The following is a 24,852-nucleotide window of genomic DNA, read 5'->3' as shown; positions in this document are numbered from 1 at the left end:
TACGTTAAACGAAGCGTGCATCCTTGCCAAGATCTGACAGAGGTTGCAGGCGGTGGATCACGTGGCGGGCAAAGCCGCTGCCCGCTTCGTTGTAGACGTTGAATACCGCATCCACCCCCTGTTCCGTGAGGGAGGCGATGTCATCTTCAAAGCGCACGATGGCGGCAATCTTGCCGGTAAAGCCGTGGCTGCGCAGCTTCTCAATGGCGTAGAGGTTGCCCGAGTGGTGGGGCATGGCCAGCAGCACCAGGTTGACCTGGTTGGAGAGCAGCACCTTGTCCCAGAAGTCGGTATCGGTGGCATCTCCCTCGATGACGTTCATCCCCTGGGCGCGCAGGGTCGGCAGCTTCTCGCTGTCGTTTTCCACCCCCAGGATGACGTTGCCGTACTTGTTCTCCAGCTCGAAGTAGGCCCCCTGACCAATGCGCCCCATGCCGAGGATGATCACCTCGGCATCGCCCAGCTCGATGGGTCTGTCTTCGGGGTGCAGGTTGCTCGCCTGCAATCCCTTCAGCCAGCCGCCGAGTTTGTGATAGATCCGCTCGCTCTGGCTGTTGAGAGGGGCGGAGATCATGAAGCTGGCGGCGAGTGCCAGGGAGACGGCCACCAGCCACTCATGGGAGAGCCAGCCCGCCTTGGCGGCGATGGCCGCGACGATGAGACCGAACTCCGAGAAGTTGCTAAGCGCCAGGGTGGAGAGCAGTACGGTGCGCACCCTCAGGTGGGCGCCGCTGTAGACCAGATAGTAGAGGGCGCTCTTGAGGGGCAATGCCAGCACCAGCACCAGGGCCAGCAGCATGGTGTCGTGGGTCGGCAGGCCGTTGAGGCCTATGGTCAGGAAGAAGCAGATGAGAAAGAGGTCTTTGAGGTTGAACAGCGCCTTGGCCAGCCCCGCCGCCGCCGGGTGGGACGCCAGCATCATGCCGATGATGAGGGCCCCAAGGTCAGGCTTGAGCCCCACCACCTCAAAGCCTGCCGCGCCCACCACCAGCGCCAGGAAGACGCCGAGCAAGACCTGCAGCTCGCCGTGGCCGGCCCGCTCCAAGAGCTTGAACAGCAGGGGGCGCAGCAGCGGCAACCCGAGCACCCAGAGGGCCCAGATGCTGGGCCACTTGCCGCTGGAAAACGCCAGAAATGCCACCGCGAACACATCCTGCATCACCAGCACCCCGATGGCGAGGCGGGCATAGAGGGCATTCATGTCGCTGCGCTCCTCCAGCACCTTGACCGCAAACACGGTGCTGGAAAACGAGAGGGCGAAGCCGAGCAGGATCGCGAGTTGCCAGTTGAGCGACAGGGCAAGTTCCAGCCCCAGCCCCTTGCAGACCAGCAGCACCACGGTAAAGAGCAGGGTGGAGAGCAGCAGGTGCACGCTGGTGGTGCCCCAAACGTCGCGCCGCATCAGGGTCTTGACGTTGAGCTTGAGGCCGATGGTGAAGAGCAGCAGGGTCACCCCGAGATCGGCCACTTCGCTCAGGGCCGGGGTATTTTCATAGCCCATGCCGTTGAGGATGAAGCCTGCGGCGAGAAAGCCGAGCAGGGGAGGCAACCCGATGAGGTTGACCAGCATGCCGCAACCAAAAGCCACGGCGATAAGAATTGGTTCCATGTCAGTTTCAGCGAGAGCAGGGCAGGCCTGCCCTCTTCATATCCTTGGTTGGGGGTTAGACGATATCGATGTCGACCACGGAGTCGAAGATGTGGTTCGGCCGAAACGGCATGCGGTCGATATCCGCCACCTTGCTCACCCCGGAGAGTACCAGCACGGTCTCGAGGCCGGCCTGGAAGCCCGCCAGAATGTCGGTGCGCAGGTTGTCGCCGATGATGAGGGTGTTGTCGGAGTGGGCTTCCATCCGGTTGAGCGCCGCACGGATGATCCAGGCGCTCGGCTTGCCCACGTAAAACGGCTTCTTGCCGGTCATCCGCTCGATGGGGGCGCACAGGGCGCCACAGGCCGGGTGCATCAGGGGGCCGTGGGTATCCGGGTTGGTGGCGATGAAGCGGGCTCCCTGATCCACGAACTTGGCACCCTGCTGCATCATGGTCCAGTTGTAGTTGCGGGTCTCGCCCACCACCACGAAGTCGGGGTCGATGTCGGTGATGGTGAAACCGGCCTTGTAGAGCTCGTGGGTCAGGGCCCCTTCGCCGATCACATAGGCCTTCTTGCCATCCTGGCGCTTGAGAAAGTCGGCGGTGCCCATGGCGGAGGTGTAGAAGCACTCTTCCGGCACCTCGATCCCGGCGGAGCGGAAGCGATTTTGCAGATCTTTCTGGGTCTGGGCCGGGTAGTTGGTGAGGAACAGCAGCTTGCTGCCCTGCTCCAGCAGGCGATGAACGAAGCGATCGGCGCCGGGGATGAGGTCGTTGTTGTGCAGGATGACACCGTCGATGTCACAGATGACGTTCTTCTTCATGAAAACTCCTTGTCGGGGCGCAGAACCTAATATGTTCAATCAATTATGATTTTTGTGACGCCATTATAAGTCTGTTTGATGACATGTCTCCCCCGTCGCGTAACTTGGGTGCACAATAAAACAACCAGGGGGTCAGCTTGGTGGAGAGGCAGACTCCGGACTCAACGTGCTGATGGAGTGACCGACATGGATAACCTTGCTGCCAGCAACTTTATTGCCGACCTGCCCAAACTGGAGCTGCACCTCCACATCGAGGGCACCCTCGAACCCGAGCTGATGTTTGAACTGGCCGGGCGCAACGGAGTGGCGCTGCCCTGGCCCGACGTGGCGAGCCTGCGCGCTGCCTATGATTTTGACTGCCTGCAGTCCTTTCTCGACCTTTACTACTGTGGCGCCAGCGTACTGGTGACAGAGCAGGATTTCTTCGACCTCACCTGGGCCTATCTCGAGCACTGCGCCACCGACAAGGTGAGGCACGTGGAGATCTTCTTCGACCCGCAAACCCACACCGCCCGCGGCATCCCCTTTGCCACCGTGCTGGGAGGGATTGAGCGGGCGCTGCAGGCCGGCGAAAAGACGTTCGGGATTAGCTGGCGCCTTGTCATGAGCTTCTTGCGCCACCTGAGCGAAGAGGAAGCCTTCGCCACCTTGCGCGAGGCCGAGCCCTTCCTTTCACGCATTCACGGCATCGGGCTCGATTCGGGGGAGAAGGGCAACCCGCCCGGCAAGTTTGCCCGGGTGTATGCGCGCTGCCGCGAGCTGGGGCTACCGGTGGTGGCCCACGCAGGCGAAGAGGGGCCGGCGGAGTACATCTGGCAGGCCATCAGGGAGCTTGAGGTGTGTCGCATCGATCACGGGGTGCGTGCGGTGGACGATCCCGAGCTGCTGCGCTATCTGGCCGATACCCGGTTGCCGCTGACCGTCTGCCCCCTCTCCAACACCCGGCTCAAGGTGTTTGACCAGATGGCCCACCACAATGTGCTGCGGCTTTTGGAGCAGGGGCTCTGCGTCACCATCAACTCGGACGATCCCGCCTATTTCGGTGGCTACATGAACGCCAACTTCCAGGCGCTGGCAGACGAGCTGGGGGCCACGGCGAGCCAGCTTGGCCGCTTGTCGCTAAACGCCGTGGAGGCGAGCTGGCTGAGCCTGGCCGACAAGGCGCGCCTGACCCGGGATATTCGCAGCCACGCTGCCAGTCATGGGGTGAGCCTGAGCTGAGCGCATCCACGTTGTGCCTAAGTTGTGCCTAAAGAGAAAGACAAAGACCCGCCATCGCTGGCGGGTCTTTTTATGGATGAACGGTTTATTGGCGGGGTGTGCGGCTGACCCCCTGTCCGGGATCAGGCAGGGACGTCCTCCTTGCCATAGACGGGATAGTCGGTGAGCCCCTGTTCGCCACCGCCAAACAGGGTGGCCGGATCGTGGGGGGCAAGGGGATAGCCGCGGCGCAGCCGCTCGGGCAAGTCGGGGTTGGCCACGAAGGGGCGGCCAAAGCCAATCATATCGGCCCAGCCCGCCTCAAGGGCGGCCCGCGCCCGTGCGCCATCGTATTTGCCGGCGTAGATGAGGGTGTTGGGGAAGACCTCCCGCAGCCCCTGCTTGAAGCTCTCCGCCATCAAGGGGGCATCGTCCCAGTCCGCCTCGGCGATGTGCAGGTAGACGATACCGAGCTCACCCAGCATCCGGGCTGCGGCCAGATAGGTCTCCTGCGGGTTGGCATCTACAGTGCCGTTGAGGGTGGTGAGGGGCGCAAGGCGCACCCCGACCCGAGCCATGCCGATCTCGTGGCCGACCGCCTCGGTCACCTCCTTGAGGAAACGCAGCCGATTTTCCAGCGAGCCGCCGTACTGGTCGGTGCGGGCATTGGACTCGGAGTCGAGGAACTGGTTGATGAGGTAGCCGTTGGCGGCGTGCAGTTCGATGCCGTCAAAGCCCGCCAGCATGGCGTTGCGGGCCGCCTGGCGGAACTGCTCGATCACCGTCGCAATGTCTTCCCGAGTCATGGCGCGTGGGGTGACCGTCTCGACGAAACCGGGGGCATCGCTGCCGTTATCGACGAACACCTTGACCCCTTCAGCCTTTATGGCCGATGAAGAGAGGGGCTGGGCGCCGCCTATGTTGTCCGGATGGGTGACCCGGCCCACGTGCCAGAGCTGGGCGAACATGGTGCCCCCCTTGGCGTGCACGGCATCGGTCACCAGCCGCCAGCCGGCGACCTGTTCGGCACTGTGGATCCCCGGTGTCCAGGCATAACCCTTGCCCATGGGATCGACTTGTGTGCCCTCGCTGATGATGAGGCCGGCACTGGCGCGCTGGGCATAGTAGGTGGCCATCATGGCGTTGGCCACGTCGCCGGGCTGGCTGGCGCGCGAGCGGGTCATGGGGGGCATGACGATGCGGTTGTTAAGGTACAGCTGGCCGAGGCGCAGCGGGCAGAACAGGTGATCCTGGCTCATCTTGAGTTCCTCATGGTGGAAGTGGGGCCACTCTACTGCGCCGGTTTGTTGTGAAAAAGAGGGGGGATTGCACCATTGAATTGCGCTCAGAGCAGCAATTAGGGGCTTTCTGTCGCCCGGACATAAAAAAGAGGGCCCGCAGGCCCTCTTGTTGACAGCATGAAGATCAGATTGCGGCAGGCGTCACCCGTACCCGCTCGATGCGACGCTCGCTCACCTCGATCACCTCGAAGCAGAGTTGCTGCAGCTGCATCTGCTGGCCCGGGGCCGGCAGGGTGCCGAAGTGGGAGAGCAACATGCCCGCGAGAGTCACGTATTCGTCGCTCTCGCTCACCAGTCCCTCGTGTTCCAGCACCTGCTCCACATGGTGGATGTTGGTGCTGCCGTTGATGAGCCAGCCCTCGCCATCGCGCACCATGTCCGGGGTTTCGTCTTCGTCCGGCAGCTCGCCGACGATGGCCTCCAGCAGATCGTGGGTAGTGACCAGACCCTGGATGATGCCAAACTCGTCGGCCACCAAGATAAGGCTGCCGCGCGCCTGGCGCAGCTCCGCCAGCAGCCGGATCACGTTGATGGTCTGGGGCACGATAATGGGGTCGTTCTGCTTGGCCAGTTCGCTCAGGGGCTGCCCTTCGTTGAGGGCAAACAGCAGATCTCGCGCCTTCACCACCCCGATCATCTCGTCCAGATCCCCGTCACAGAGGGGGAACAGGCTGTGGGGCTCCTGTTGCAGCTGGGCACGGATATCGTCCGCCGAATCGTTGATGTCGATCCAGGCCACGTCAGAGCGCGGGGTCATGATGGTGCGGATGGAGCGCTCGGCCAAGGACAGCACACCGGTCACCATATAGCGCTCCTCCTCGCCAAAGCTCACCGGCGCTGCGGGGGCGGCATCCTCGTCGTCATCCGGCGTCTCCTGATAGGCCTTGCTGCCCATCAACTTGAAGATGGCGGCAGTGGTGCGCTCGCGCAGGGGCAGTTTGGCCTCGTGGCGACGGGCGCTGCGCTGGGCCAGCTGGTTGAAGAACTCGATCAGCACCGAGAAGCCGATGGCTGCATAGAGGTAGCCCTTCGGAATGTGGAATCCGAACCCTTCTGCCACCAGGCTGAAGCCGATCATCAAGAGGAAGCTCAGGCAGAGCACCACCACGGTCGGGTGAGCGTTGACGAAGCGGGTCAGCGGTTTGGAAGCGAGCACCATCACCACCATGGCGATGGTCACGGCGGCCATCATCACCCACAGCTCATCCACCATGCCGACGGCGGTGATGATGGAGTCCAGGGAGAAGACCGCATCCAGTACCAGGATCTGGGCGATCACCACGCCGAAGCTGGCGTAGGCGCCGACCGGACCATCCTCCTGGGGCTTGGCCTCCAGCCGTTCATGGAGCTCGGAGGTGGCCTTGAACAGCAAGAACAGGCCGCCCCCCATCAGGATGAGATCCCGACCGGAGAAGGGGTGATCCCAGATATGCAGGATGGGGGTGGTCAGGGTGACCAGCCAGGACATGACGCTCAAGAGTCCCAGACGCATCATCAGCGCCAGCGACAGACCGATGACGCGGGCCTTGTCCCGCTGGGCGGGGGGCAGTTTTTTCACCAGGATGGCGATGAAGACCAGGTTGTCGATCCCCAGCACGATTTCCAGAACGATCAGGGTAAAGAGACCGATCCAGATGTGGGGATCCAGCAGAAATTCCATGTTATGACCTCAATAAAAAACAGACAGCACGAACGGTGGACACGGCGAGTGGGGCCGTGGTGACAGCAAGGCAATGACGTTATTCAGAGGCGCGGATGAAGCAGGTAAAGAGAGAGTTTGACGGGAGTAAACGAAGGACGACTTCGGGGATTGTCCATGATGGGCAATAAAACCTCGGGTTAAAAGTGAGCCCTGATGATAACGGCTGGCGCCGTTTTGGCAAGAGGGAGTGCATGAAGATGTGATGACACGGGGGAAGCGACGGGCCGCCTCCCCCAGGCGGCGGTTACAACCAGCGCTTCTCGCGGGTGAAACAGACCGACAGCCAGGCGTCCCCCAGGGTATCGCCGAGGCGGGACCAGAGCTCCTGGCGCAGGGCATCCTGACGCTCGACGGGCCACTCCTGATCCGGCGCCACCAGAATGTTGAGTTCGAGATCGAAACGACGACCGCTTTTCGCCAGGTGGCTGTAGCACTCGACGCCATAGCGCTGGCGCAAGGCGTCCACCTCCCGGGCGACGCGCTGTGAGACATCCCCCCTTGGGGCGATTTTCAATACTTCCCGCAGGTTGCGACCGAGCACCTTGATGGGGATGAGGGTGGCACACAGGGCCAGCAGAGAGACCAGTACCGGGTCTATGTAGCGGTTGTAGTGGCCGTAGCCGATGGCATCGAGGCCGATGGCCACCACGAAGCCGATGAGCAGGGTGGCGCTGAGCAGGGTATCCACCAGCCACTCCTTGGAGTCCACCCGCACCAGCTCGGAGTCGACCCGCTCGGCCACGTCGGCCTCAATGAGGTAGATGATGGCGCAGAAGAAGGTGGAGACGGCGGCATAGATGAGGGCGTGGCCGAGATCGATCTCCCGTCCTCCCTCAAGCAGGGTGGTGATGCCGCTGTAGAGGGCCCCGAGACAAAGCAGCAGAATGATGACGCCGTTGATGACGTTGGTGATGGGCTCGAAGTGGGCATAGCCGTACTGGAAGCGCTCATCGGAGGGGCGGGTAACGAGATAGGCAGTGACGAGACCCAGGCCCGTCATCCCCATGCTGAACAGGGTGAAGATGCCATCGAGCATGATGGCGTTGGAGCCGACGAAGAGGCCGTAACCGATGCCGAACAGTGCAAACGAGATGCAGCCGAACAGCGACAGGGTCAGGGCCTGTTTCTCTGTGGTGACCAGCGTACTGATAACATGGCTGTGGTGAGCCATAACAATCCTCCTTTCAAATGGTGAATATTTTGCCCGCGCAAGGGATTTTTGAGCTGATATACTGCCCGCTCACATGTGAGCGGACTGGCCGGGAGCGCCCAGAGAGGCAGTGGGCCAGTCGTTGTCGCCGGAGTTCCGGCATCAAGCAAATAAAGGGAACAAGGATTCATGATCCCGAGACTCGATTACCAGGACAGTTTGTCAGCCACAACCCTGCAGTTCCTTGACTCATTGGGGCGCAGCGCATTCCGTGGCGATATCGAAAAGTCTTATGCAAGCCGGTTGGCGATGGCGACGGACAACAGCGTCTATCAGGTCGTACCTCAAGCGGTTCTCTATCCGCGCAGTGCGGATGACATAGCGGCGATGCTCAAGCTGGCCGGTGCACCGGAGTTTGCCACCCTGAGTTTCTTCCCTCGCGGCGGCGGCACCGGCACCAATGGCCAGTCATTGGGCGGCGGCATTATCGTCGATCTCTCGCGCCATATGAACCAGATCATGGAAATTAATCTGGAAGAGGGGTGGGTTCGGGCCCAGGCCGGGGTGGTAAAGGATCAACTCAACGCCTATCTCAAACCCCACGGCTACTTCTTCTCGCCGGATCTCTCCACCTCCAACCGCGCCACCTTGGGCGGCATGGTCAACACCGATGCCTCGGGGCAGGGATCGCTCGTCTACGGCAAGACTTCGGATCACGTGTTGGGCCTCAAAGCGGTGCTGGAGAATGGCGACATCATGGCCACCGAGCCGCTGAGCGGCTCGCGTCTTGAAGCCAAGTTGGCCCTTGAGAATCGCGAGGGGGATATTTATCGCACCCTCTATCGCATCGGCCGCGAACGGCGCGCCGACATTGAGGCCACCTTCCCCAAGCTCAACCGCTTTTTGACCGGTTACGATCTCAAGCATCTCTATCAGCCGGATACCGACACTCTGGACGTGAGCCGGGTGCTGTGCGGCTCTGAAGGCTCTCTTGGCTTCATCACCGAGGCAAAACTCAACATCACCCCCATTCCGCGTTACCGCACCCTGGTCAACGTCAAGTACGACAGTTTCCCCTCTGCGCTCAGAAATGCTCCCTTTATGGTGCAGGCGCAGGCCCTGTCGGTGGAGACGGTGGACTCCCGGGTGCTGGGGCTGGCCCGGGCCGACATCATCTGGCATTCGGTGAAGGAACTCATTCAGGATGTGCCCGGCAAGGATCTGCAGGGGCTCAACATCGTCGAGTTCGCCGATACCGACGAGGCCGAGCACAAGGCCAAGGTGACCGAGCTGTGCCGCCGCATCGACGACCTGCTGGCCCAAGGGGAGGCGGGGATCATCGGCTATCAGGTGTGCGATCACCTGCCGAGCATCGAGACCATCTACGCCATGCGCAAAAAATCGGTGGGGCTGCTCGGTAACGCCGAGGGGCGCAAGAAGCCGGTGGCCTTCACCGAAGACACCGCCGTGCCGCCGGAATCCCTGGCCGATTTCATCATGGAGTTTCGCGCCCTGCTCGATGCCCATGGCCTCGACTACGGCATGTTCGGCCACGTGGATGCCGGTGTCTTGCACGTGCGTCCGGCGCTGGACCTGTGCGATCCCGAGCAGGAGGTATTGCTGCGGCGTATTTCGGATCAGGTAGTGGCGCTCACCGCCAAATATGGCGGCCTGATGTGGGGGGAACATGGCAAGGGTTTTCGCTCCGAATACAGCCCCGCCTTCTTTGGCGAGCTGTGGGAGGAGCTGCAGCGGGTCAAGGGGGCCTTCGATCCCCAGAACCGCATCAACCCGGGCAAGATCTGCATGCCTTATGGCAGCGGCGCCGAGCTGGTGTCGGTGGACGGGCCCAAGCGTGGCAAGTTCGACCGCCAGATCCCGGTGGCGGTGCGGGAAAGTTACACCCGAGCCCTCGATTGCAACGGCAATGGCCTCTGCTTCACCTTCGAGACCGATTCCCCCATGTGCCCCTCGGTCAAGATCAGCCGCGACCGGCGCCACTCCCCCAAGGGGCGGGCCGGCCTGATGCGCGAATGGCTGCGTCAGCTGGCGGAGCAGGGCTTCGATCCGCTGGCCGAAGAAGTGGCACTGCAATCGGGCGGCGTGCGCTTCAAGCAACTGGTGGACAAGGTGCGCAACAGCTGGGGCAAACACAGGGGGGAGTACGACTTCTCCCACGAGGTGATGGAGGCGATGGAGGGGTGCCTGGCGTGCAAGGCGTGCACCAGCCAGTGCCCCATCAAGGTGGATGTGCCCACCTTCCGCTCCCGCTTTATGCAGCTCTATCACGGACGCTATCTGCGCAGTCCCAAGGACTATGTCATCGGTACGGTCGAGAGCTACACCCCCTGGCTTGCCAGGGCGCCCAAGCTGGTCAACTTCTTCCTGGAAAAGGAGTGGGTCCAGAAGGCGACCGAGAAGAGCATCGGCATGGTGGACGTGCCGCTGGTGAGCGTGCCGACCCTGGCCGACGAGCTGCGGGACAACCGTGCCCGTTATTTCGACTTGCCCGGCCTTGAAGCCATGAGCGCCGAGCAGCGCCAGAAGGTGGTGCTGATTGTGCAGGATCCCTTCACCAGCTATTACGAAGCCCCCCTGGTGCGGGATCTGGTCAAGCTCGCCGGCAAACTCGGCTACCAGCCCTATCTGCTGCCGTTCAAGCCCAACGGTAAGCCCCTGCACGTCAAGGGATTCCTGCGCGGCTTTGCCCGCACTGCGGCAAGCAGTGCCCAGTTCCTCAACAAGGTGGCGGCCCTCGGCATTCCCATGGTGGGGGTGGATCCGGCCATGGTGCTCTGCTATCGCGACGAGTATGCCAAGACCCTGGGGCCGGCACGCGGCGAGTTTCAGGTGATGCTGCCCCAGGAGTGGCTACTCTCGTTGCCGGCAGACAAGCTGCCTGCTGGCGGGGGGAATGCGGGTGAGGGGAGTGACGCCGAGCCCTGGTATCTGTTCGCCCACTGTACCGAGAAGACTGCCAAGCCCTCCACCCACGGTGACTGGAGCGCCTTGTTCAAGCGCTTTGGCGCTACCCTGCAGCCGGTCTCGGTGGGCTGCTGCGGCATGGCAGGCACCTATGGCCACGACGCCAGACAGGTGGAGAACTCGAAAGGCATCTACGCCTTGAGCTGGGCCGAGCCGCTTGCTCGCCTGCCGCAAGGGCGCTGCCTTGCCACCGGTTATTCGTGCCGCAGCCAGGTCAAGCGGATGGAGGGCGAGAAGCTCAGGCATCCGCTGCAGGCTTTGCTGGAACTGCTCTGATGCTGCGTTTTCCCAAACGGTTTCGGGTCCCCAAAGCCTACCGGACGCCCCGGTTCCTGCTGCTGCCCGCGACCCTGGGTCAGGCGGCGGTGGAGTTCGTCGCCATCTTGCGCGAGCGGGAGCAGCTCCATCAGCTGTTTCGGCCAAATGATGCCTGGCCCTCGGCCAACTTCAGCCTGAGCCAGCACGAAGGGGACCTGGAGTGGCAACAGTCGGAGTTTCTGGCCAAGCGCTCCTTTGCCTATGGCCTGTGGAGCCCGGACCGGGAGCCCGAGTTCTGGGGCGGGGTCTACCTCTATCCCTCGGTGCTGCCGGAGGTAGAGGTGGAGCTCTTCTTCTGGAAAGTGGCCGAGGCGCCCCTGAGCGATGCCGAGCTGGAGGCCGAGCTGCGCGACTGGTTGGCGCAGGTGTGGCGCTGGCAGCATCCCCGCCTGCCGGGGCGGGAGATACCTTGGTCCGAGTGGCCCGGCGTCACCTATCCCTGGTGAGCGAGGCGTTTTTTCTGTTTTGTTGCCCCGGATCATTTGGTTCGGGGCGTTTTTCTTCGCTGCAATGAATCACAAGGAGTCCTGTTCTCATGAGTCAAGAGACGACCCCCATCTGGCATAAATCCATGAGCCTCGAGGGGCTCAATGCCACCTCCCGCAATACCCTGATGGCCCACCTCGATATCGTCTACACCGCCTTTGGTCCCGACTGGCTGGAGGCCACCATGCCGGTGGATCACCGCACCCATCAGCCCCTTGGTATGCTGCACGGCGGCGCTTCAGTAGTGCTGGCGGAGACGCTGGGATCCCTGGCTGCCAATATGGCAGTGGGGCCAGACAGCTATTGCGTAGGACTGGAGGTGAACGCCAATCATCTGCGCGCCAAGCGCGAAGGGGCGGTGACAGGGCGCTGCTCGCCGCTGCATCTGGGGGCGACGACTCAGGTGTGGCAGATTGAAATTCGGGATGAACGGGGACGTTTGCTGTGCACCAGCCGGCTCACCATGGCGGTGCTCAAGTACAAGCGGAGCAAGGACTCCGGCGAAGCGTGATCCGCAATAACGCACCATGAGTGCAAAATAAGCAAGCCATACTCGTCAGATCCCTCTATAATTGCCAACGTCTTGAGAGGCTTATCACATTTTTCAAGACAGCAGAACAAAGTGGCGCTATAATCGCCGCCTTTTTGCTATTCCGCGGTGTTAGCCGCCTGCCTTAATCTGGAAGAATCTATGTCTGATACCGAACAACTGCCCCTTTTTAGTGAGCTTGGACTGGCCGCGCCTGTATTGAAAGCGCTCCAGGACGTGGGCTACGAGCGCCCGTCTCCCATCCAGGCCGCAGCAATTCCCCACCTGATGGCTGGGCACGATCTGCTGGGGCAGGCACAAACCGGTACAGGGAAGACCGCTGCTTTTGCCTTGCCTCTGTTGTCACGTCTGGAAGCCGGTAACCGCAACACCCAGATCCTGGTGCTGGCGCCGACTCGTGAACTGGCCCTGCAGGTAGCCGAAGCGTGCCAACGCTACGCTCACCACATGCCGGACTTCCATGTGCTGCCCATCTACGGTGGTTCCTCTTACGAAACCCAGACTCGCGCCCTGCGTCGCGGTGCCCAGGTTGTCGTGGGTACCCCGGGCCGCGTAATGGATCTGATCCGTCGCAAGAACCTGGACCTCTCCGGCCTGAAAGCTCTGGTGCTGGACGAAGCCGATGAAATGCTGCGCATGGGCTTTATCGACGACGTGGACTGGATCATGGATCAGTGCCCGGCCGGTCGTCAGGTTGCCCTCTTCTCCGCCACCATGCCGGAGCAGATCCGTCGTGTGGCCCAGAAGCACCTGAAGCAGCCCAAAGAGATCAAGATCGCGTCCAAGACTGCCACCGCGACCACCATCCGCCAGCGCTACTGGCAGGTGACCGGTCTGCACAAGCTGGACGCCATGACCCGTCTGCTGGAAGTCGAGTCCTACGAAGCCCTGCTGGTGTTCGTGCGTACCAAGAATGCCGCCGAAGAGCTGGCGAGCAAGCTGGCCGCCCGTGGTCACGCCTGTGAAGCCCTGCACGGCGACATCCCGCAGAAGCTGCGTGAGCGTACCGTCGACAAGCTGCGCCAGGGCCAGCTGGACATCCTGATCGCCACCGACGTGGTCGCCCGCGGTCTGGACGTCGAGCGCATCACCCACGTGGTGAACTACGACATTCCGTACGACACCGAATCCTACGTACACCGTATCGGTCGTACCGGTCGTGCCGGTCGTAAAGGCGAAGCCATCCTGTTCGTGGCCCCGCGCGAGCGCCGCATGCTGCGCGCCATCGAGCACGCTACCCGTCAGGCCATCGAGCCGATGAAGATGCCGAGCACCGAGGACATCAACCAGCACCGTCTGGCCAAGTTCAAGGAGCGCATCCGCGAAACCATGATGGGTGAAGAGCTCGAGATCTACCACACCCTGGTGAACGAGCTGATCGAAGAAGATTCTGCCGATCCGCTGGAGCTGGCTGCGGCCCTGGCCAAGCTGGTACAGGGTGATCAGCCGCTGCTGCTGGACGAATCCGTGCCGGATCCGCTGTTCAGCAACGATCGCGGTGGTTTCGACCGTCGTGACGGTGGCCGTGACTTCGGTGGCCGCGATTTCCACGACCGTGGCGATCGTCCTGCCCGTCGCATGCCGTCTCTCGAGCCGCGTCCGCTCAAAGACAACCCGGACGTGGAGATGGAGCGCTATCGCGTTGACGTGGGTGCCCACCACGGCGTCAAGCCGGGCCAGATCGTCGGTGCCATCGCCAACGAAGCGAACATCGAGAGCCGTTTCATCGGCAACATCGATATCGCCGATGACTTCTCCACCGTCGATCTGCCCAAGGGCATGAGCGCCGAGGTGCTGGAAGTGATCAAAAAGGCCCGTGTCTGCCAGCGTCCGCTGCAGATCACCCGCTACACCGAAGTGCCTGCCGGCGGCAACACCGGTGGCCGTCCGCCGCGCGGTGATCGTCCGTTCCGTGGCGACCGTCCTTTCAACAAGGATCGCCGCCCGCAGGGTGACCGCCCGTTCAACAAAGACCGTCGCGAAGGCGGCTTTGACAAGCGCAAGTTCGGTGGCAAACGCCGCGACAGCTGATCCCTGAATTGACCATCAAAAAGGCCGCTCATCGAGCGGCCTTTTTTTATCCGTTTGCAATGGCGGGGTTGCCCAGTTGCAAGGGGACGAAGTCGCCGCGATCCAGGATCCGCAAACAGGCATCGACCACCTCGGCATCGAGCTGGGTGCCGCGCATCTGGATGATCTGTTCTCTGGCCTGGGGGATGCCGAGAGAGGCGCGATAGGGGCGATCCGAGGACATGGACTCCACTATGTCGGCCACCGTGAGGATGCGTGCCTCCAGCAGGATCTCGTTGCCCTTGAGCCCCTGCGGGTAGCCGGAACCGTCGAGGTACTCGTGGTGCTGGTGGATCATCCGGGCGATGGGCCAGGGAAAGGCGATGTCCTTGAGCACCTGATAGCCGATCGCCGGGTGTTCCTTGACCAGCTCGAACTCAAGCTGGGTGAGGCGGCCCGGTTTGGTGAGGATCTCGGCGGGGACCTGGATCTTGCCGATGTCGTACACCATGGCCCCCAGATAGATGCCGCGCAGCTGCTTCTCTTCCAGCTTCAGCTCCCGGCCGATGGCGTGGGCCAGCTTGGCCACATGTTTCTGGTGGCCGGCGGTGTAGGGATCCCGCTGCTCCAGCACGGCAGCGATGGCGCCCAGGGCATCTTCCAGTGCCAGCTCCAGCTGGCGGGCGTGCAATATCTTCTCCTGCTGGGAGCTCTGGTAGGCCTGCTGGGTATGGCGGGCCTGCAGACCATAGGCGAGATAGTCGGTCAGCTGGATGAAGAGCTCCTCTTCTTCCCGGCTAAAAAGCCTGGCCTGATCACTGTGGATGACCAGGGCGCCGGCCAAATCCTGTTGCAAGATCAGCGGTACCAGCAGGCGAGCACGCAGGAGGGCGGGCTCGTTGTCGGGCAGGCGCTGGTTGAGGCGCCGCTGCTCACGGATTGCCAGAGCCAGAGGCTCATCCTGCAGCCAGAGCGATTGTTCCAGTGTCTCGGCATAACCGGCACGGGCCAGCACGAGAGGAGATTGACCCGGGATCGGTGAGGCTTGCAACACGGCCACCAGCGGGAAGCGGCCATCGAAGGTGATGGCGTCGCAGAGATCCTGCAGCAACAGATGCGTATCTCCCGGCTTGAGCAGGGCGTGGTGGGCACGGCTGATGGCCTGCTGGGTCCAGCTGAGCTGCTGCAGCTTCAGTTGCTGCTCTTTTTGCTCGGTGATGTCTTCAAAGAAAACCCCGACGCCGACCACGGTTCCCTCGTCATCGTAGAGGGGAAACTTGGTGGTACTGAGCCAGCGGGACTCGCCGCCCTTGAGGTAGGGCTCTTCGGCGTGATGATTGACCTGCTGGGTCATGACCCGGATGTCATTCTCCCGATAGCGCTGCACCAGCTCCGGCGGGAAGAAGTCCTCGTCGTGCTTGCCGGTGATCTGCTCGACCGGCAGGCCGAGATCGCTGGCCAGCAGGCGGTTGCAGACCAGATAGGTGAAATGGATATCCTTGAGCAGGATCCGGTATGGCAGCTGATCCATCAACTGGATCAGCAGCTTGACGGAACCCGGGGCCTGCAGTGCGGCCAGGGCCGGCGTGGGGATCAGGATGTCGCTCATACTATCCTGCCTTGTCCATCTGTGGGGTGAAGCCATAGCCGGATTGCCAGAGCGAGAGGCAGACATTGACCACGCTCTCGTCGTAATGGATACCGGCATAACGGGTGAGCTCGGCAAAGGCATCACTCAGTGGCATGGCGCGCCGAAACGGGCGATGGGCCGTCATGGCCATCAGGGAGTCGGCAACCCGGATGATCCTGGCCTCGAGGCAGATGGCGCTCTCCGTGAGCCCGTTGGGGTAGCCGCTGCCGTCCAGATTCTCGTGATGCTGCAACACTATGGTGGCGATCGGCCAGGGAAAATCGATCTGCTTGAGGATCTCGTACCCGGCCTGGGGATGCTGCTTGATGAGGGCGAACTCTACGGGTCTGAGTTCACGGGGACGGGTAATAAGCTCGCTCGGTATCTGCAGCAGGCCGATGTTGTGCACCATGGCCGCGAGTCCCAGTCCGTCGAGCCTGTCCTGGGAGAGCTGCATTGCCTGGCCGATGGCCAGCGCCAGATCGTGCACCCTGAGCTCGTGCCCCGCACTGTTGCGCTCCTTATGGGTGATGGCGCTGGAGAGGGCGGAAATGGTCTGAAACAGCAGGTCGCGCTGGTGCTGTTCGCTCTCCTTGAGAAGGGTGATGTCCACCAGGGCTCCTATCATGCCCGCGATCGTCCCCTGATGGTCATAGAAGAGATCCTTGAAGCAGATCATTTCGTAGTAGCGGCCGTGAACATTGGGCAACTTCAGCTCGATGCGCTGGGGCTGGCGGTTTCGCAGCAGCTCGGCATCCTTGGCAAGATAGGCCCGGGTCAGGTTTTTGGGCAGCAGATCCTCGGCCCGCTGGCCCAGCAGGTCGCTCTTGCTGATGCCGCTCAGCTGGCTGAAGGCCGGGTTGCAGCCAAGAAAGTGCCCCTCGACATCCTGATAGAAGACCGGAATGGGGATCGCCTTGAGCAGGGATTGATTGAAGTGCTGAAGATCCTGCAGCTCGGCCTGCTGGCGCAGGGCGAGCTGTTCGCTGTCCTTGCACAGCTGGATGGCGCGCGCCAGGTTACCGAGCACGGGGTTGAACAGCTGGCAGATGGCGTGGGCGGGCTCTTGCTGCAACGAGAGCAGCAGGATGAGATACCCCCCCTCCACCTTGAGGCGATAAACATGATGGTAAACGCGCCGGCCAGGCAGCGGGAGCGGGTGCGGCAGGATGCACTCGTCTCCCTCGTCTAGCCATGAGGGCAGCGGCAGGGAACTGCCGCACTGCCGGTTCAGGGCATCATCGCCGATCACCTTGAGCAGCCGGTAGCCCGCCTCATCATGCTCCAGCACCATGCCGACCGGAGTACCACAGTGGTACATGAAGCGCTGCAGCACCTTAGTGAGCAAGGCATCCAGCGTCACTTCGCGACCGATGCAGAGCGCCAGATCGCAGACGATGGCCATGGCATGATCCTTGTTCATAATCGCACCCCGTTGCACAAAATGGCGCCGTTATGGAACTGGGGGTAATCTCCGCGGCGCACGTTGCCAATCTCGCCAAGGGAGAGGGCCCCGGCCAGCTCGCCAGCCCCCGAGGCGCTTAGCAGGGTCGCCAGCTCAGCGGCGCTCTGCTCCCCGAAGTGAAGCTGCCTTCCCGCGCAGTAGTAGACCTCCAGCAGGTGCGCCGGTGTCAGATTTTGCTGACGGGCGAGGCGAGTGGCCAGTGCAGTGGCATGTTCGCTCGTACTCTCTGGCGCTCTTAGCAGGGTCAGTATGCTGTGATCCGGTACCTCGCCGGTGCAGAGCAGGGCACCCTCCTGCGTTACCCCCACCGGGATCCTGACGATCACATCGTCATTGGCCCTGAGCAGGCCAAGGGGCATGTGTACGGCAAACTGATAGAGCTCTTCAGGCTGCAGGGTGTGCTGAAAATGTTGTTCGATGAGGCTTTGGTACTTGCCAAAGGCAGGTTGCCAGTCGATGAAGGCCACCTTGTTGTTTTCGCTGCTGGTGGCCAGCATGGGCTGGGCCGAAAGCTGGTAGCCATGCTCGAGAAAGGGAAAGCTGTCACAGGGCAGCAGGGCGCAGGTGACCCCGCCTGCGATTTGGCTGTGGTTGTCAAACAGGCAGGGGATGGATTGAAACTGGCCACTGCCGGCATTGACCCCCGCATAGTTGACCCGGTTGGCGAGACGCAGGTAGAGCGCCTCCAGGGCTGAGGCGATGTTGGGGATCATGCAATCGAAGGTGAGAAACAGGGTTGGCGGCGTGGCGGCGGACCAGGTGGCCAGCATGGCTTCCACCGCTTCTGCTATCCCTTGGGCTATCTGTTCGGCATCGGCCAGGGGGGCAAGGGAAACCAGAGCGCAGTGATAAGGCTGTGGGCGGGGCAGCAGCCAGGCGCCCCGGGAGAGCAAGCCCTGCCGGCCAAGCAGCTGGGGAAAGATGGCGCCATCCAGGGTAATGCTGAAGCGATTGCATAGCGCCTGCAGGAGAGGGACCTGCTCCCGATCCTGTTCGGCCAGCAAGAGGGTGAGCGTCGTTCCCTGATAGGAGGCCAGTAGCGCGGTCAGTGCTGTCGGGCTGAATTGATCAACATACTGTTGCTTCATCATCTGAACTCCATTCCAGACACTTATAACCATATCAATAGCAGAACCGGCAGGTGATATCTATCTCATTAATATCAGTAGAAAAAATGACAGGAATAAGAAAGCAGCAGGGCAGTAGCCTGGCATAAACAGGCAAGGCCGTGTGAAGCGGGACACGTTGCGGGAAGAGAAAACCGGCAGCCCGGGCTGCCGGTTTGAGGGGGAAGGATTATTGCAACACCACCTGCTGAAAGCCCTGCACCAGGCTGATGACCGGCTGGGGATAGAGCCCCAGCAGCAGTACCAGGACGGCGGAGAGCAAGACCACCACGCCGCCGGAGGAGAGCGCCCAGTCGGCGCTGGCATCGCGCTGCTGCATGCCGGGTTCGCGCAGATAGAGGGTCACCATCACCTTGAGGTAGTAAAAAAGCCCCAGGGCGCTGCCGAGCACTATGGCGCCGGAGAGCCACCAGAGCCGGGCCTCCACCGTGACGCCGATGAGGTAGAACTTGCCGATGAAGCCGAGGGTCATGGGGATGCCCGCGAGCGACAGCATCATCACGGTCAGCACCGCGGTCAGGTAGGGGCGATGCCAGAACAGGCCGCGATAGCTGTGCAGGGAGTCTGCATCCTTGCCGCGATAGGGGCTCGACATCATGCTCACCACCCCGAAGGCCCCCAGGCTGGTGAAGAGATACATCAGCAGATAGACGCCTGCGGCCTCCACCGGCATCTGGCCGATACGGCTCGCCACGATCACCGCCAGCAGATAGCCGAAGTGGGAGATGGAGGAGTAACCCAGCATCCGTTTGAGGTTGGTCTGCACCAGCGCCAGCAGGTTGCCGATGAGGATGGAGATGACCGCCATGGCCGCCAGCAGCCAGTGGATCATGGGGTCGGCCGCTGCCGGCACCGCCAGATAGAAACGCAGCAGTACGGCAAACACTGCTACCTTGCTCACGGTAGCCAGGAAGGTGGCCACCGGGGCCGGCGCCCCTTCATAGACATCCGGGGTCCAGAGGTGGAAGGGGGCCAGGGAGAGCTTGAACGCAAAGCCCACCAGCATCAGGCCAAGGCCGCCCATCAGTAGGGGATGGTGCGCCGGGCTCTGGGCCAGGGTCAGGCCGAGATCGCTAAAGCGCAGGCTACCCGCCTGGGCGTAGAGCAGCGCCATGCCGAACAGCAGGAAGGCGGTGGCGGCGGCGGAGAGCACCATGTACTTGATGCTGGCCTCCAGCGAATGGCGCTCGCGATAGGCATAGCCCACCAGCCCGAACATCGGCAGGGTCAGCATCTCGATCCCGATGAAGAGCGATGCCAGATGGCGGGAGCAGGCCAGCACCAGGCCACCGGCGGTGGCGATGAGCAGCAGCAGGAAGAACTCCTCCCGGTTGTCCGGATAGGCTTTCAGCCAGGATTGGCCGAAAGTGCAGGTGGCCAGGGCGCCGACCAGCACCAGCCCCATGTAGAAGACGGCGTAGCTGTCTACCTGCAGCAGCGGGGTGACTCCCTGATCGCCCTGCGCCATCACGATGGGTAGCGAAAAAAGCGCCAGGTTGAGGCCGACGATGGTGACCATATAGGCGGTGGTGATACAGCGGCGCCAGGCGATGGCCAGCATCAGGGCCGCCATGGCCCCTGTGGTCAGCAGCAGGGGCAGCAGGGCCAGCAGTTGGGAAGCGGTGAACGTCATTGCAAGGCTCCTGCGGTCGGCAGCAGATACCAGTGCAGCACGTTGATAAGGCTGCTGCTGGCGGTATCGAGCACGGGTTGGGGATAGAGGCCAAGCAGTACCAGGAGGCCTGCGATGGTGAGCATCATGGTCAGCTCGCGGCTATCGAGCCCCCTGAGCACGCCCTCGTTCCTGGCAGGGCCGAAGCAGGCGCGCTGCAGCATGATGAGGGAGTAGACCGAAGCCAGCACCAGGCCGAAGGTGGCCACGGCGGTGATGACGGGGGCGACCTGGAAGCTACCGATAAGAATGAGGAACTCGCCGACGAAGTTGCCGGTGCCCGGCATCCCGAGCGAGGCCACCGAGAAGAACAGCATGACGCCGGGCAGGTAGCGCAGCCGTCCCCACAGACCGCCCATCTGGCGCAGATCCCGGGTGTGCAGCCGCTCGTAGAGCTGGCCGCACAGGATGAAGAGGCCGGCGGCAGAAAGCCCGTGGGCGATCATCTGTACCACGGCCCCCTGCAGGGCCAGCTCGCTGCCGGAATAGATGGCGATCATCACAAAGCCCATGTGGGAGATGCTGGTGTAGGCCACCAGCCGCTTGATGTCGGTCTGGGCAAACGCCACCACGGCGCCGTAAATGATACCGACAAGGCCCAGCACCATGGCGTAGGGGGCAAACTCGGCCGAGGCCTCGGGGAACAGGGGCAGGGCGAAGCGCAGCAGGCCGTAGGCGGCGGTTTTGAGCAGGATCCCCGCCAGATCCACGGAACCCGCGGTCGGCGCCTGGCTGTGGGCATCCGGCAACCAGCCGTGCAGCGGCACCAGCGGCATCTTGACCGCGAAGGCGATGAAAAAGCCCAGCATCAGCAGCCACTGGACGCTCTTGCTCATCGGGGTATTGAGCAACTCCAGATAGTTGAAGGTGAAGACGCCGGTGGCGTGCTGGTGGGTCAGTACCAGACCTATGATGGCCACCAGCATGATGAGGCCGCTCGCCTGGGTGTAGATGAAGAACTTGGTGGCGGCGTTGATCCGCGACTTGCCGTCGGTGACCGAGTGACCCCAGAGCGCGATCAGGAAGTACATGGGGACCAGCATCATCTCCCAGAAGAAGAAGAAGAGGAACAGGTCCAGCGCCATGAAGACCCCGAGCACGCCCCCCAGGATCCAGAGCAGGTTGAGGTGAAAGAAGCCGATGCGCTGCACTATCTCCTTCCAGGAGCAGAGGATGGCCAGCACCCCGATGAAGCAGGTGAGGATCACCATCAGCAGCGACAAGCCATCCACCGCCAGGTGCAGCGAGATGCCGAAGCGGGGGATCCAGGGCAGGCGCCACTCGGCGGCCCAGGCGGGGGCGAGAGTGGTGCCACTGTCGAGCGCCGTGGTGGCGAGGGAGAAATCCCCCCCGAGCCAGATGGCGCAGGCGAGCAGCAGGCTGGCCCCCATGGAGAGCAAGGCCACCCAGCGGACGAACTGCTCGCCGAGGCGCTCCATCTGCCAGCAGATCACGCCGCCGATAAAGGGAATTAACAAGATCCAGAGTAAGGTCACGGTATCAGCTCTCGTTCAAGTTCATATGAGGTTGCGTCCCCCGTTCCATCGGGGAGGGCAAGCAGGCTGGCTGTACGGGTATCGGTTTGGTCATGATTCACCCCAGCAGCAACAGGGCCAGCACCAGGGCGGCGCCGATCACCATGGAGGCCGCGTACCAGCGCAGCTTGCCGCTGACGCTCCAGGCGAGCAGCCGGTTGCCACGCAGGGCCAGCCAGGCCGGCAGGTTCATCAGGCGATCCAGAGGATCGCGGGCCAGCAGCCGGGTCGCCAGCAAGTAGGGTTTGACCCACAGCTGGTCGTAAAGCCAGTCAAAGCCCCAGGCGTTGAACCAGAGCGTGCTGAGCAGGCGGCCCGGCGCGCTGTTGGCCACGGCCGTGGCCAGACGGCGCTCGCCAAGGAACAGAAAGGCGGCCAGCGCAATTCCCGCGATGGCGATGATGCCAGAGAGGATCTCGAGGGCATGGCGCCCCTCTTCGATGCCATCGCCAGGACCGGCCGGCAGCACCCCAGCCAGCGGCGGGGTGATAAGCGCCCCGATGCCGGTGGAGAGCACCAGCAGCACCAACAGCGGCAGGTGGTGGGCCAGACCATGGCCGGGATGGGTCTCGGTCTTCGCCTCGCCGTGAAAGGCGATAAAGATGAGGCGGAAGGTATAAAGAGAGGTAAGGAAGGCCCCCGCGAGACCGGCCCACAGCAGGACGCTCTGGCCGGATGCCTGCACCTGCCACAGGATGGCGTCCTTACTGTAGAAACCGGCGGTGACCAGCGGCAGCGCGGCGAGCGCCGAGCCCCCCACCAGGAAGCAGGCATAGACCAGCGGCAGGCTCTTTCTCAGTCCACCCATCTTGAAGATGTTCTGCTCGTGATGGCATGCCACGATGACGGCCCCGGCGGAGAGGAACAACAGCGCCTTGAAGAAGGCGTGGGTCATCAGGTGGAAGATGGCCCCCTCCCAGGCACCGACCCCGAGGGCGAGGAACATGTAGCCAATCTGGCTCATGGTGGAGTAGGCCAGGATCCGCTTGATGTCGGTCTGCACCTGCGCGGCGAACCCGGCCAGCACCAGGGTAATGGCGCCGACCACGCCCACCAGGTGGAGGATCTCCGGGGCCAGCAGGAACAGACCGTGGGTGCGGGCGATCAGGTAGACACCGGCGGTCACCATGGTGGCCGCGTGGATCAGCGCCGAGACCGGAGTCGGGCCCGCCATGGCATCCGCCAGCCAGGTTTGCAGCGGCAGCTGGGCCGATTTGCCGACGGCGCCGCCCAGCAGCATCAGGCAGGCCAACGACAGGGCAGGGGAGCCCTCGGCAAACATCAGGGGAGCGCGCACCAGCAGCTCGTGGATGTTGAGGGTGCCCATCTCCCGATAGAGGAGGAAGAGGCCGATGGCGAGGAAGACGTCACCGACCCGGGTCACCACGAACGCCTTGAGGGCGGCGGCCCCGTTGTTGCGATCCTGGTAGTAGAAGCCGATCAGCAGGTAGCTGCACAGCCCCACCCCTTCCCAGCCCAGATAGACAAACAGCAGATCATCGGCCAGCACCAGGAACAGCATGCTGGCGATAAAAAGGTTGGTGTAGGTGAAGAAGCGCGAATACCCTTCTTCCCCGCGCATGTACCAGGAGGCGAACAGGTGGATGAAAAAGCCCACCCCGGTCACCACCCCCAGCATGGTGAGCGACAGGCCATCGAGGGCCAGGCGGAACGTCGGCGTGAAGTTGCCCACCGCCATCCACTGCCAGAGGGTCTGGAGGTAGACGCCCCCCGCGGGCGGATTGGCCAGAAAATCCATGGCCACCCAGAGGGTGGTGAGGGCCGACAGGCCAATGGAACCCACCCCGATCAGGGCCGAGGTGCGCTCGCCAAAACGACCGAGGGAGAAGGCCAGCACCAGCCACCCCAGCAGCGGAAACAGAAAGGTCAGGTATAGGAGGCTCATCCGCGCATCTCGCTCACAGTGTCCACGTTGAGGGTGTGGTAACGACGATAGAGCAGCAGTAACAGGGCGAGGCCGATACTGGCCTCCGCTGCCGCCAGAGAAATCACCAGTATGTACATGATCTGGCCATCGGCCTGGACCCAGCGGCTACCCGCTACCACGAACGCCAGTGCCGAGGCATTCATCATGATCTCGATGCTCATCAGGATGTAGAGCAGGTTGCGGCGAATAAGCAGGCCGCACAGGCCGATGCAAAAGAGCACTGCCGCCAGCAGCAAGCCATGCTCCATGGGGATGGTGTTCATTGCTGACCTCCTTCCTGAGATGGGGGGCGGGGCACCGAGAGCACTTCACCGCTCTTGTCCTCACGCCCAAGGTGATAGGCGGTCACCAGGCCCGCCAGCAGCAGGATGGAGGCGAGCTCCACCGCCAGTACATAGGGGCCGAACAGGACCACGCCCACCTCTTTCGCGGTGACCTCGCCGATGCCCAGCTGGCCGCCGGTCACCCCGAGGATGCCGTAGGCCAGAAAGCCGAGCAGGATGAGGGAGAGCAGCGCCGGGCCGCCCCAGGTCATGGGGGTGAGCCACTTCTTCTCCTGGGCCTGGGCCGACCCCAGGTTCAGCATCATCACTACGAACACGAACAGCACCATGATGGCGCCGGCGTAGACGATCACCTGCAGGGCACCGGCGAAGGCGGCGCCCAGACAGAAGAAGATCATGGCCACGGCGATGAGGGAAATGATGAGATTGAGCAGCGCGTGCATGGGATTGCTGGTGCTGATCACCCGCAGCGTGCTGTAAATGGCCACCAGGGCCGAGGCATAGAATGCCAGTTCCATGATTGACTCCTCAGGGCAGCAGGCTCTTGACGTCGATGGGTTTGGCCTCGTTTTCGGCATCCCCTTTCGGCTTGCCGTCGATAGCCATCCCGCTCATGCGATAGAAGTTGTAGTCCGGGTATTTGCCGGGGCCGCTGATCAGCAGATCTTCCTTCTCGTACACCAGATCCTGGCGGCGATACTCCCCCATCTCGAAATCCGGCGTCAGCTGAATGGCGGTGGTGGGGCAGGCCTCCTCGCACAGGCCGCAGAAGATGCAGCGGGAGAAGTTGATGCGAAAGAACTCCGGATACCAGCGGCCATCTTCCCGCTCGGATTTTTGCAGCGAGATGCAGCCGACCGGGCAGGCCACGGCGCACAGGTTGCACGCCACGCAGCGCTCGTCGCCGTCCGGATCGCGGGTCAGCACGATGCGGCCGCGATAGCGGGGTGGGGCGTAGACCGCCTGCTCCGGGTAGTTCAGGGTTTCACGGGGCCGCCAGGCATGGGAGAAGACCATGGCCAGACTGCGTAACTGGGTGCCGACACCCTGGATAATGCTCACGATTTTCATACTT

Annotated in this window: 19 protein-coding genes; 5 read left to right on the top strand and 14 right to left on the bottom strand. The window is 62.6% G+C overall.

Annotated features, from left to right (window positions below; genetic code table 11):
- Positions 1-4: 4 nt before the first annotated feature.
- Together LA321_RS18145 and LA321_RS18140 are read right to left on the bottom strand one after the other, a co-directional pair.
- The gene (locus LA321_RS18145; protein ID WP_042069703.1) at positions 5-1,609 is read right to left on the bottom strand and encodes a cation:proton antiporter family protein; all 1,605 of its coding nucleotides are present in this window, start codon (positions 1,607-1,609) and stop codon (positions 5-7) included.
- A 55-nt stretch (positions 1,610-1,664) separates the two neighbouring features.
- The gene (locus LA321_RS18140; protein WP_026456419.1) at positions 1,665-2,414 is read right to left on the bottom strand and encodes an HAD-IIA family hydrolase; all 750 of its coding nucleotides are present in this window, start codon (positions 2,412-2,414) and stop codon (positions 1,665-1,667) included.
- 186 nt (positions 2,415-2,600) lie between these two features.
- Between LA321_RS18140 and LA321_RS18135 the strand changes: the two genes are divergently transcribed.
- Positions 2,601-3,635: an adenosine deaminase gene (locus LA321_RS18135; RefSeq protein ID WP_042069702.1), complete on the top strand. Its 1,035-nt coding sequence runs from the start codon at positions 2,601-2,603 to the stop codon at positions 3,633-3,635.
- A 122-nt stretch (positions 3,636-3,757) separates the two neighbouring features.
- Here LA321_RS18135 and LA321_RS18130 read toward each other — a convergent pair whose 3' ends face one another.
- The 3 genes from LA321_RS18130 to LA321_RS18120 all read right to left on the bottom strand — a co-directional run bounded on the left by LA321_RS18130 (position 3,758) and on the right by LA321_RS18120 (position 7,788).
- Positions 3,758-4,873, bottom strand: coding sequence for an alkene reductase (locus LA321_RS18130; RefSeq protein ID WP_042069701.1), 1,116 nt, complete (start codon positions 4,871-4,873; stop codon positions 3,758-3,760).
- 166 nt (positions 4,874-5,039) lie between these two features.
- A complete protein-coding gene (locus tag LA321_RS18125; RefSeq protein ID WP_042069699.1) occupies positions 5,040-6,575 on the bottom strand; it encodes a TerC family protein in 1,536 nt (511 codons plus the stop codon).
- A gap of 286 nt (positions 6,576-6,861) precedes the next feature.
- Positions 6,862-7,788, bottom strand: coding sequence for a cation diffusion facilitator family transporter (locus tag LA321_RS18120; RefSeq protein WP_026456425.1), 927 nt, complete (start codon positions 7,786-7,788; stop codon positions 6,862-6,864).
- A gap of 168 nt (positions 7,789-7,956) precedes the next feature.
- On the opposite strand from LA321_RS18120, the gene ydiJ reads away from it, so the two are divergent.
- The 4 genes from ydiJ (at position 7,957) to LA321_RS18100 (ending at position 14,137) form a co-directional block, all read left to right on the top strand.
- Positions 7,957-11,028, top strand: a complete 3,072-nt coding sequence (ydiJ, locus tag LA321_RS18115; RefSeq protein ID WP_042069698.1) for a D-2-hydroxyglutarate dehydrogenase YdiJ — start codon at positions 7,957-7,959, stop codon at positions 11,026-11,028.
- On the top strand, positions 11,028-11,516 hold the full coding sequence (locus LA321_RS18110; RefSeq protein WP_026457003.1) for a hypothetical protein: 489 nt from the start codon (positions 11,028-11,030) through the stop codon (positions 11,514-11,516). Before ydiJ ends, LA321_RS18110 begins: the two co-directional genes overlap by 1 nt.
- Before the next feature lie 89 nt (positions 11,517-11,605).
- Complete coding sequence (locus LA321_RS18105; protein ID WP_042069696.1) at positions 11,606-12,067, top strand: hotdog fold thioesterase; 462 nt, start codon at positions 11,606-11,608, stop codon at positions 12,065-12,067.
- A 180-nt stretch (positions 12,068-12,247) separates the two neighbouring features.
- Positions 12,248-14,137, top strand: a complete 1,890-nt coding sequence (locus tag LA321_RS18100; protein ID WP_042069695.1) for a DEAD/DEAH box helicase — start codon at positions 12,248-12,250, stop codon at positions 14,135-14,137.
- Positions 14,138-14,183: 46 nt separating this feature from the next.
- Here LA321_RS18100 and LA321_RS18095 read toward each other — a convergent pair whose 3' ends face one another.
- From LA321_RS18095 to nuoI, 9 genes are all read right to left on the bottom strand, one after another.
- Positions 14,184-15,725 (bottom strand): HD domain-containing phosphohydrolase, encoded by a 1,542-nt coding sequence (locus tag LA321_RS18095; RefSeq protein ID WP_042069693.1) that lies wholly within the window; start codon positions 15,723-15,725, stop codon positions 14,184-14,186.
- A 1-nt stretch (position 15,726) separates the two neighbouring features.
- Positions 15,727-17,169, bottom strand: a complete 1,443-nt coding sequence (locus LA321_RS18090; RefSeq protein ID WP_042069691.1) for an HD-GYP domain-containing protein — start codon at positions 17,167-17,169, stop codon at positions 15,727-15,729.
- Positions 17,166-18,299 (bottom strand): FIST signal transduction protein, encoded by a 1,134-nt coding sequence (locus LA321_RS18085; protein ID WP_082043363.1) that lies wholly within the window; start codon positions 18,297-18,299, stop codon positions 17,166-17,168. Before LA321_RS18085 ends, LA321_RS18090 begins: the two co-directional genes overlap by 4 nt.
- A 208-nt stretch (positions 18,300-18,507) precedes the next feature.
- Positions 18,508-19,971: an NADH-quinone oxidoreductase subunit NuoN gene (gene nuoN / locus LA321_RS18080; RefSeq protein WP_042069688.1), complete on the bottom strand. Its 1,464-nt coding sequence runs from the start codon at positions 19,969-19,971 to the stop codon at positions 18,508-18,510.
- Positions 19,968-21,506, bottom strand: a complete 1,539-nt coding sequence (gene nuoM / locus LA321_RS18075; RefSeq protein WP_042069687.1) for an NADH-quinone oxidoreductase subunit M — start codon at positions 21,504-21,506, stop codon at positions 19,968-19,970. Before nuoM ends, nuoN begins: the two co-directional genes overlap by 4 nt.
- A gap of 97 nt (positions 21,507-21,603) precedes the next feature.
- A complete protein-coding gene (nuoL, locus tag LA321_RS18070) occupies positions 21,604-23,451 on the bottom strand; it encodes an NADH-quinone oxidoreductase subunit L (RefSeq protein ID WP_042069686.1) in 1,848 nt (615 codons plus the stop codon).
- Positions 23,448-23,756 carry an NADH-quinone oxidoreductase subunit NuoK gene (nuoK, locus tag LA321_RS18065; protein WP_026458085.1) on the bottom strand — a complete coding sequence of 103 codons (309 nt, stop codon included), beginning with the start codon at positions 23,754-23,756 and terminating at the stop codon, positions 23,448-23,450. The genes nuoL and nuoK overlap by 4 nt, the downstream gene beginning before the upstream one ends.
- Positions 23,753-24,295, bottom strand: coding sequence for an NADH-quinone oxidoreductase subunit J (gene nuoJ / locus LA321_RS18060; RefSeq protein ID WP_042069683.1), 543 nt, complete (start codon positions 24,293-24,295; stop codon positions 23,753-23,755). The genes nuoK and nuoJ overlap by 4 nt, the downstream gene beginning before the upstream one ends.
- Positions 24,296-24,305: 10 nt before the next feature.
- Positions 24,306-24,848, bottom strand: a complete 543-nt coding sequence (nuoI, locus tag LA321_RS18055) for an NADH-quinone oxidoreductase subunit NuoI (protein ID WP_026458087.1) — start codon at positions 24,846-24,848, stop codon at positions 24,306-24,308.
- Positions 24,849-24,852 lie beyond the last annotated feature (4 nt).

The organism is Aeromonas enteropelogenes (assembly GCF_020097295.1).
Lineage (GTDB): Bacteria > Pseudomonadota > Gammaproteobacteria > Enterobacterales > Aeromonadaceae > Aeromonas > Aeromonas enteropelogenes.
Note: the sequence above shows the minus strand (reverse complement) of the source record. Positions and strands in the feature narration are given on the sequence as shown.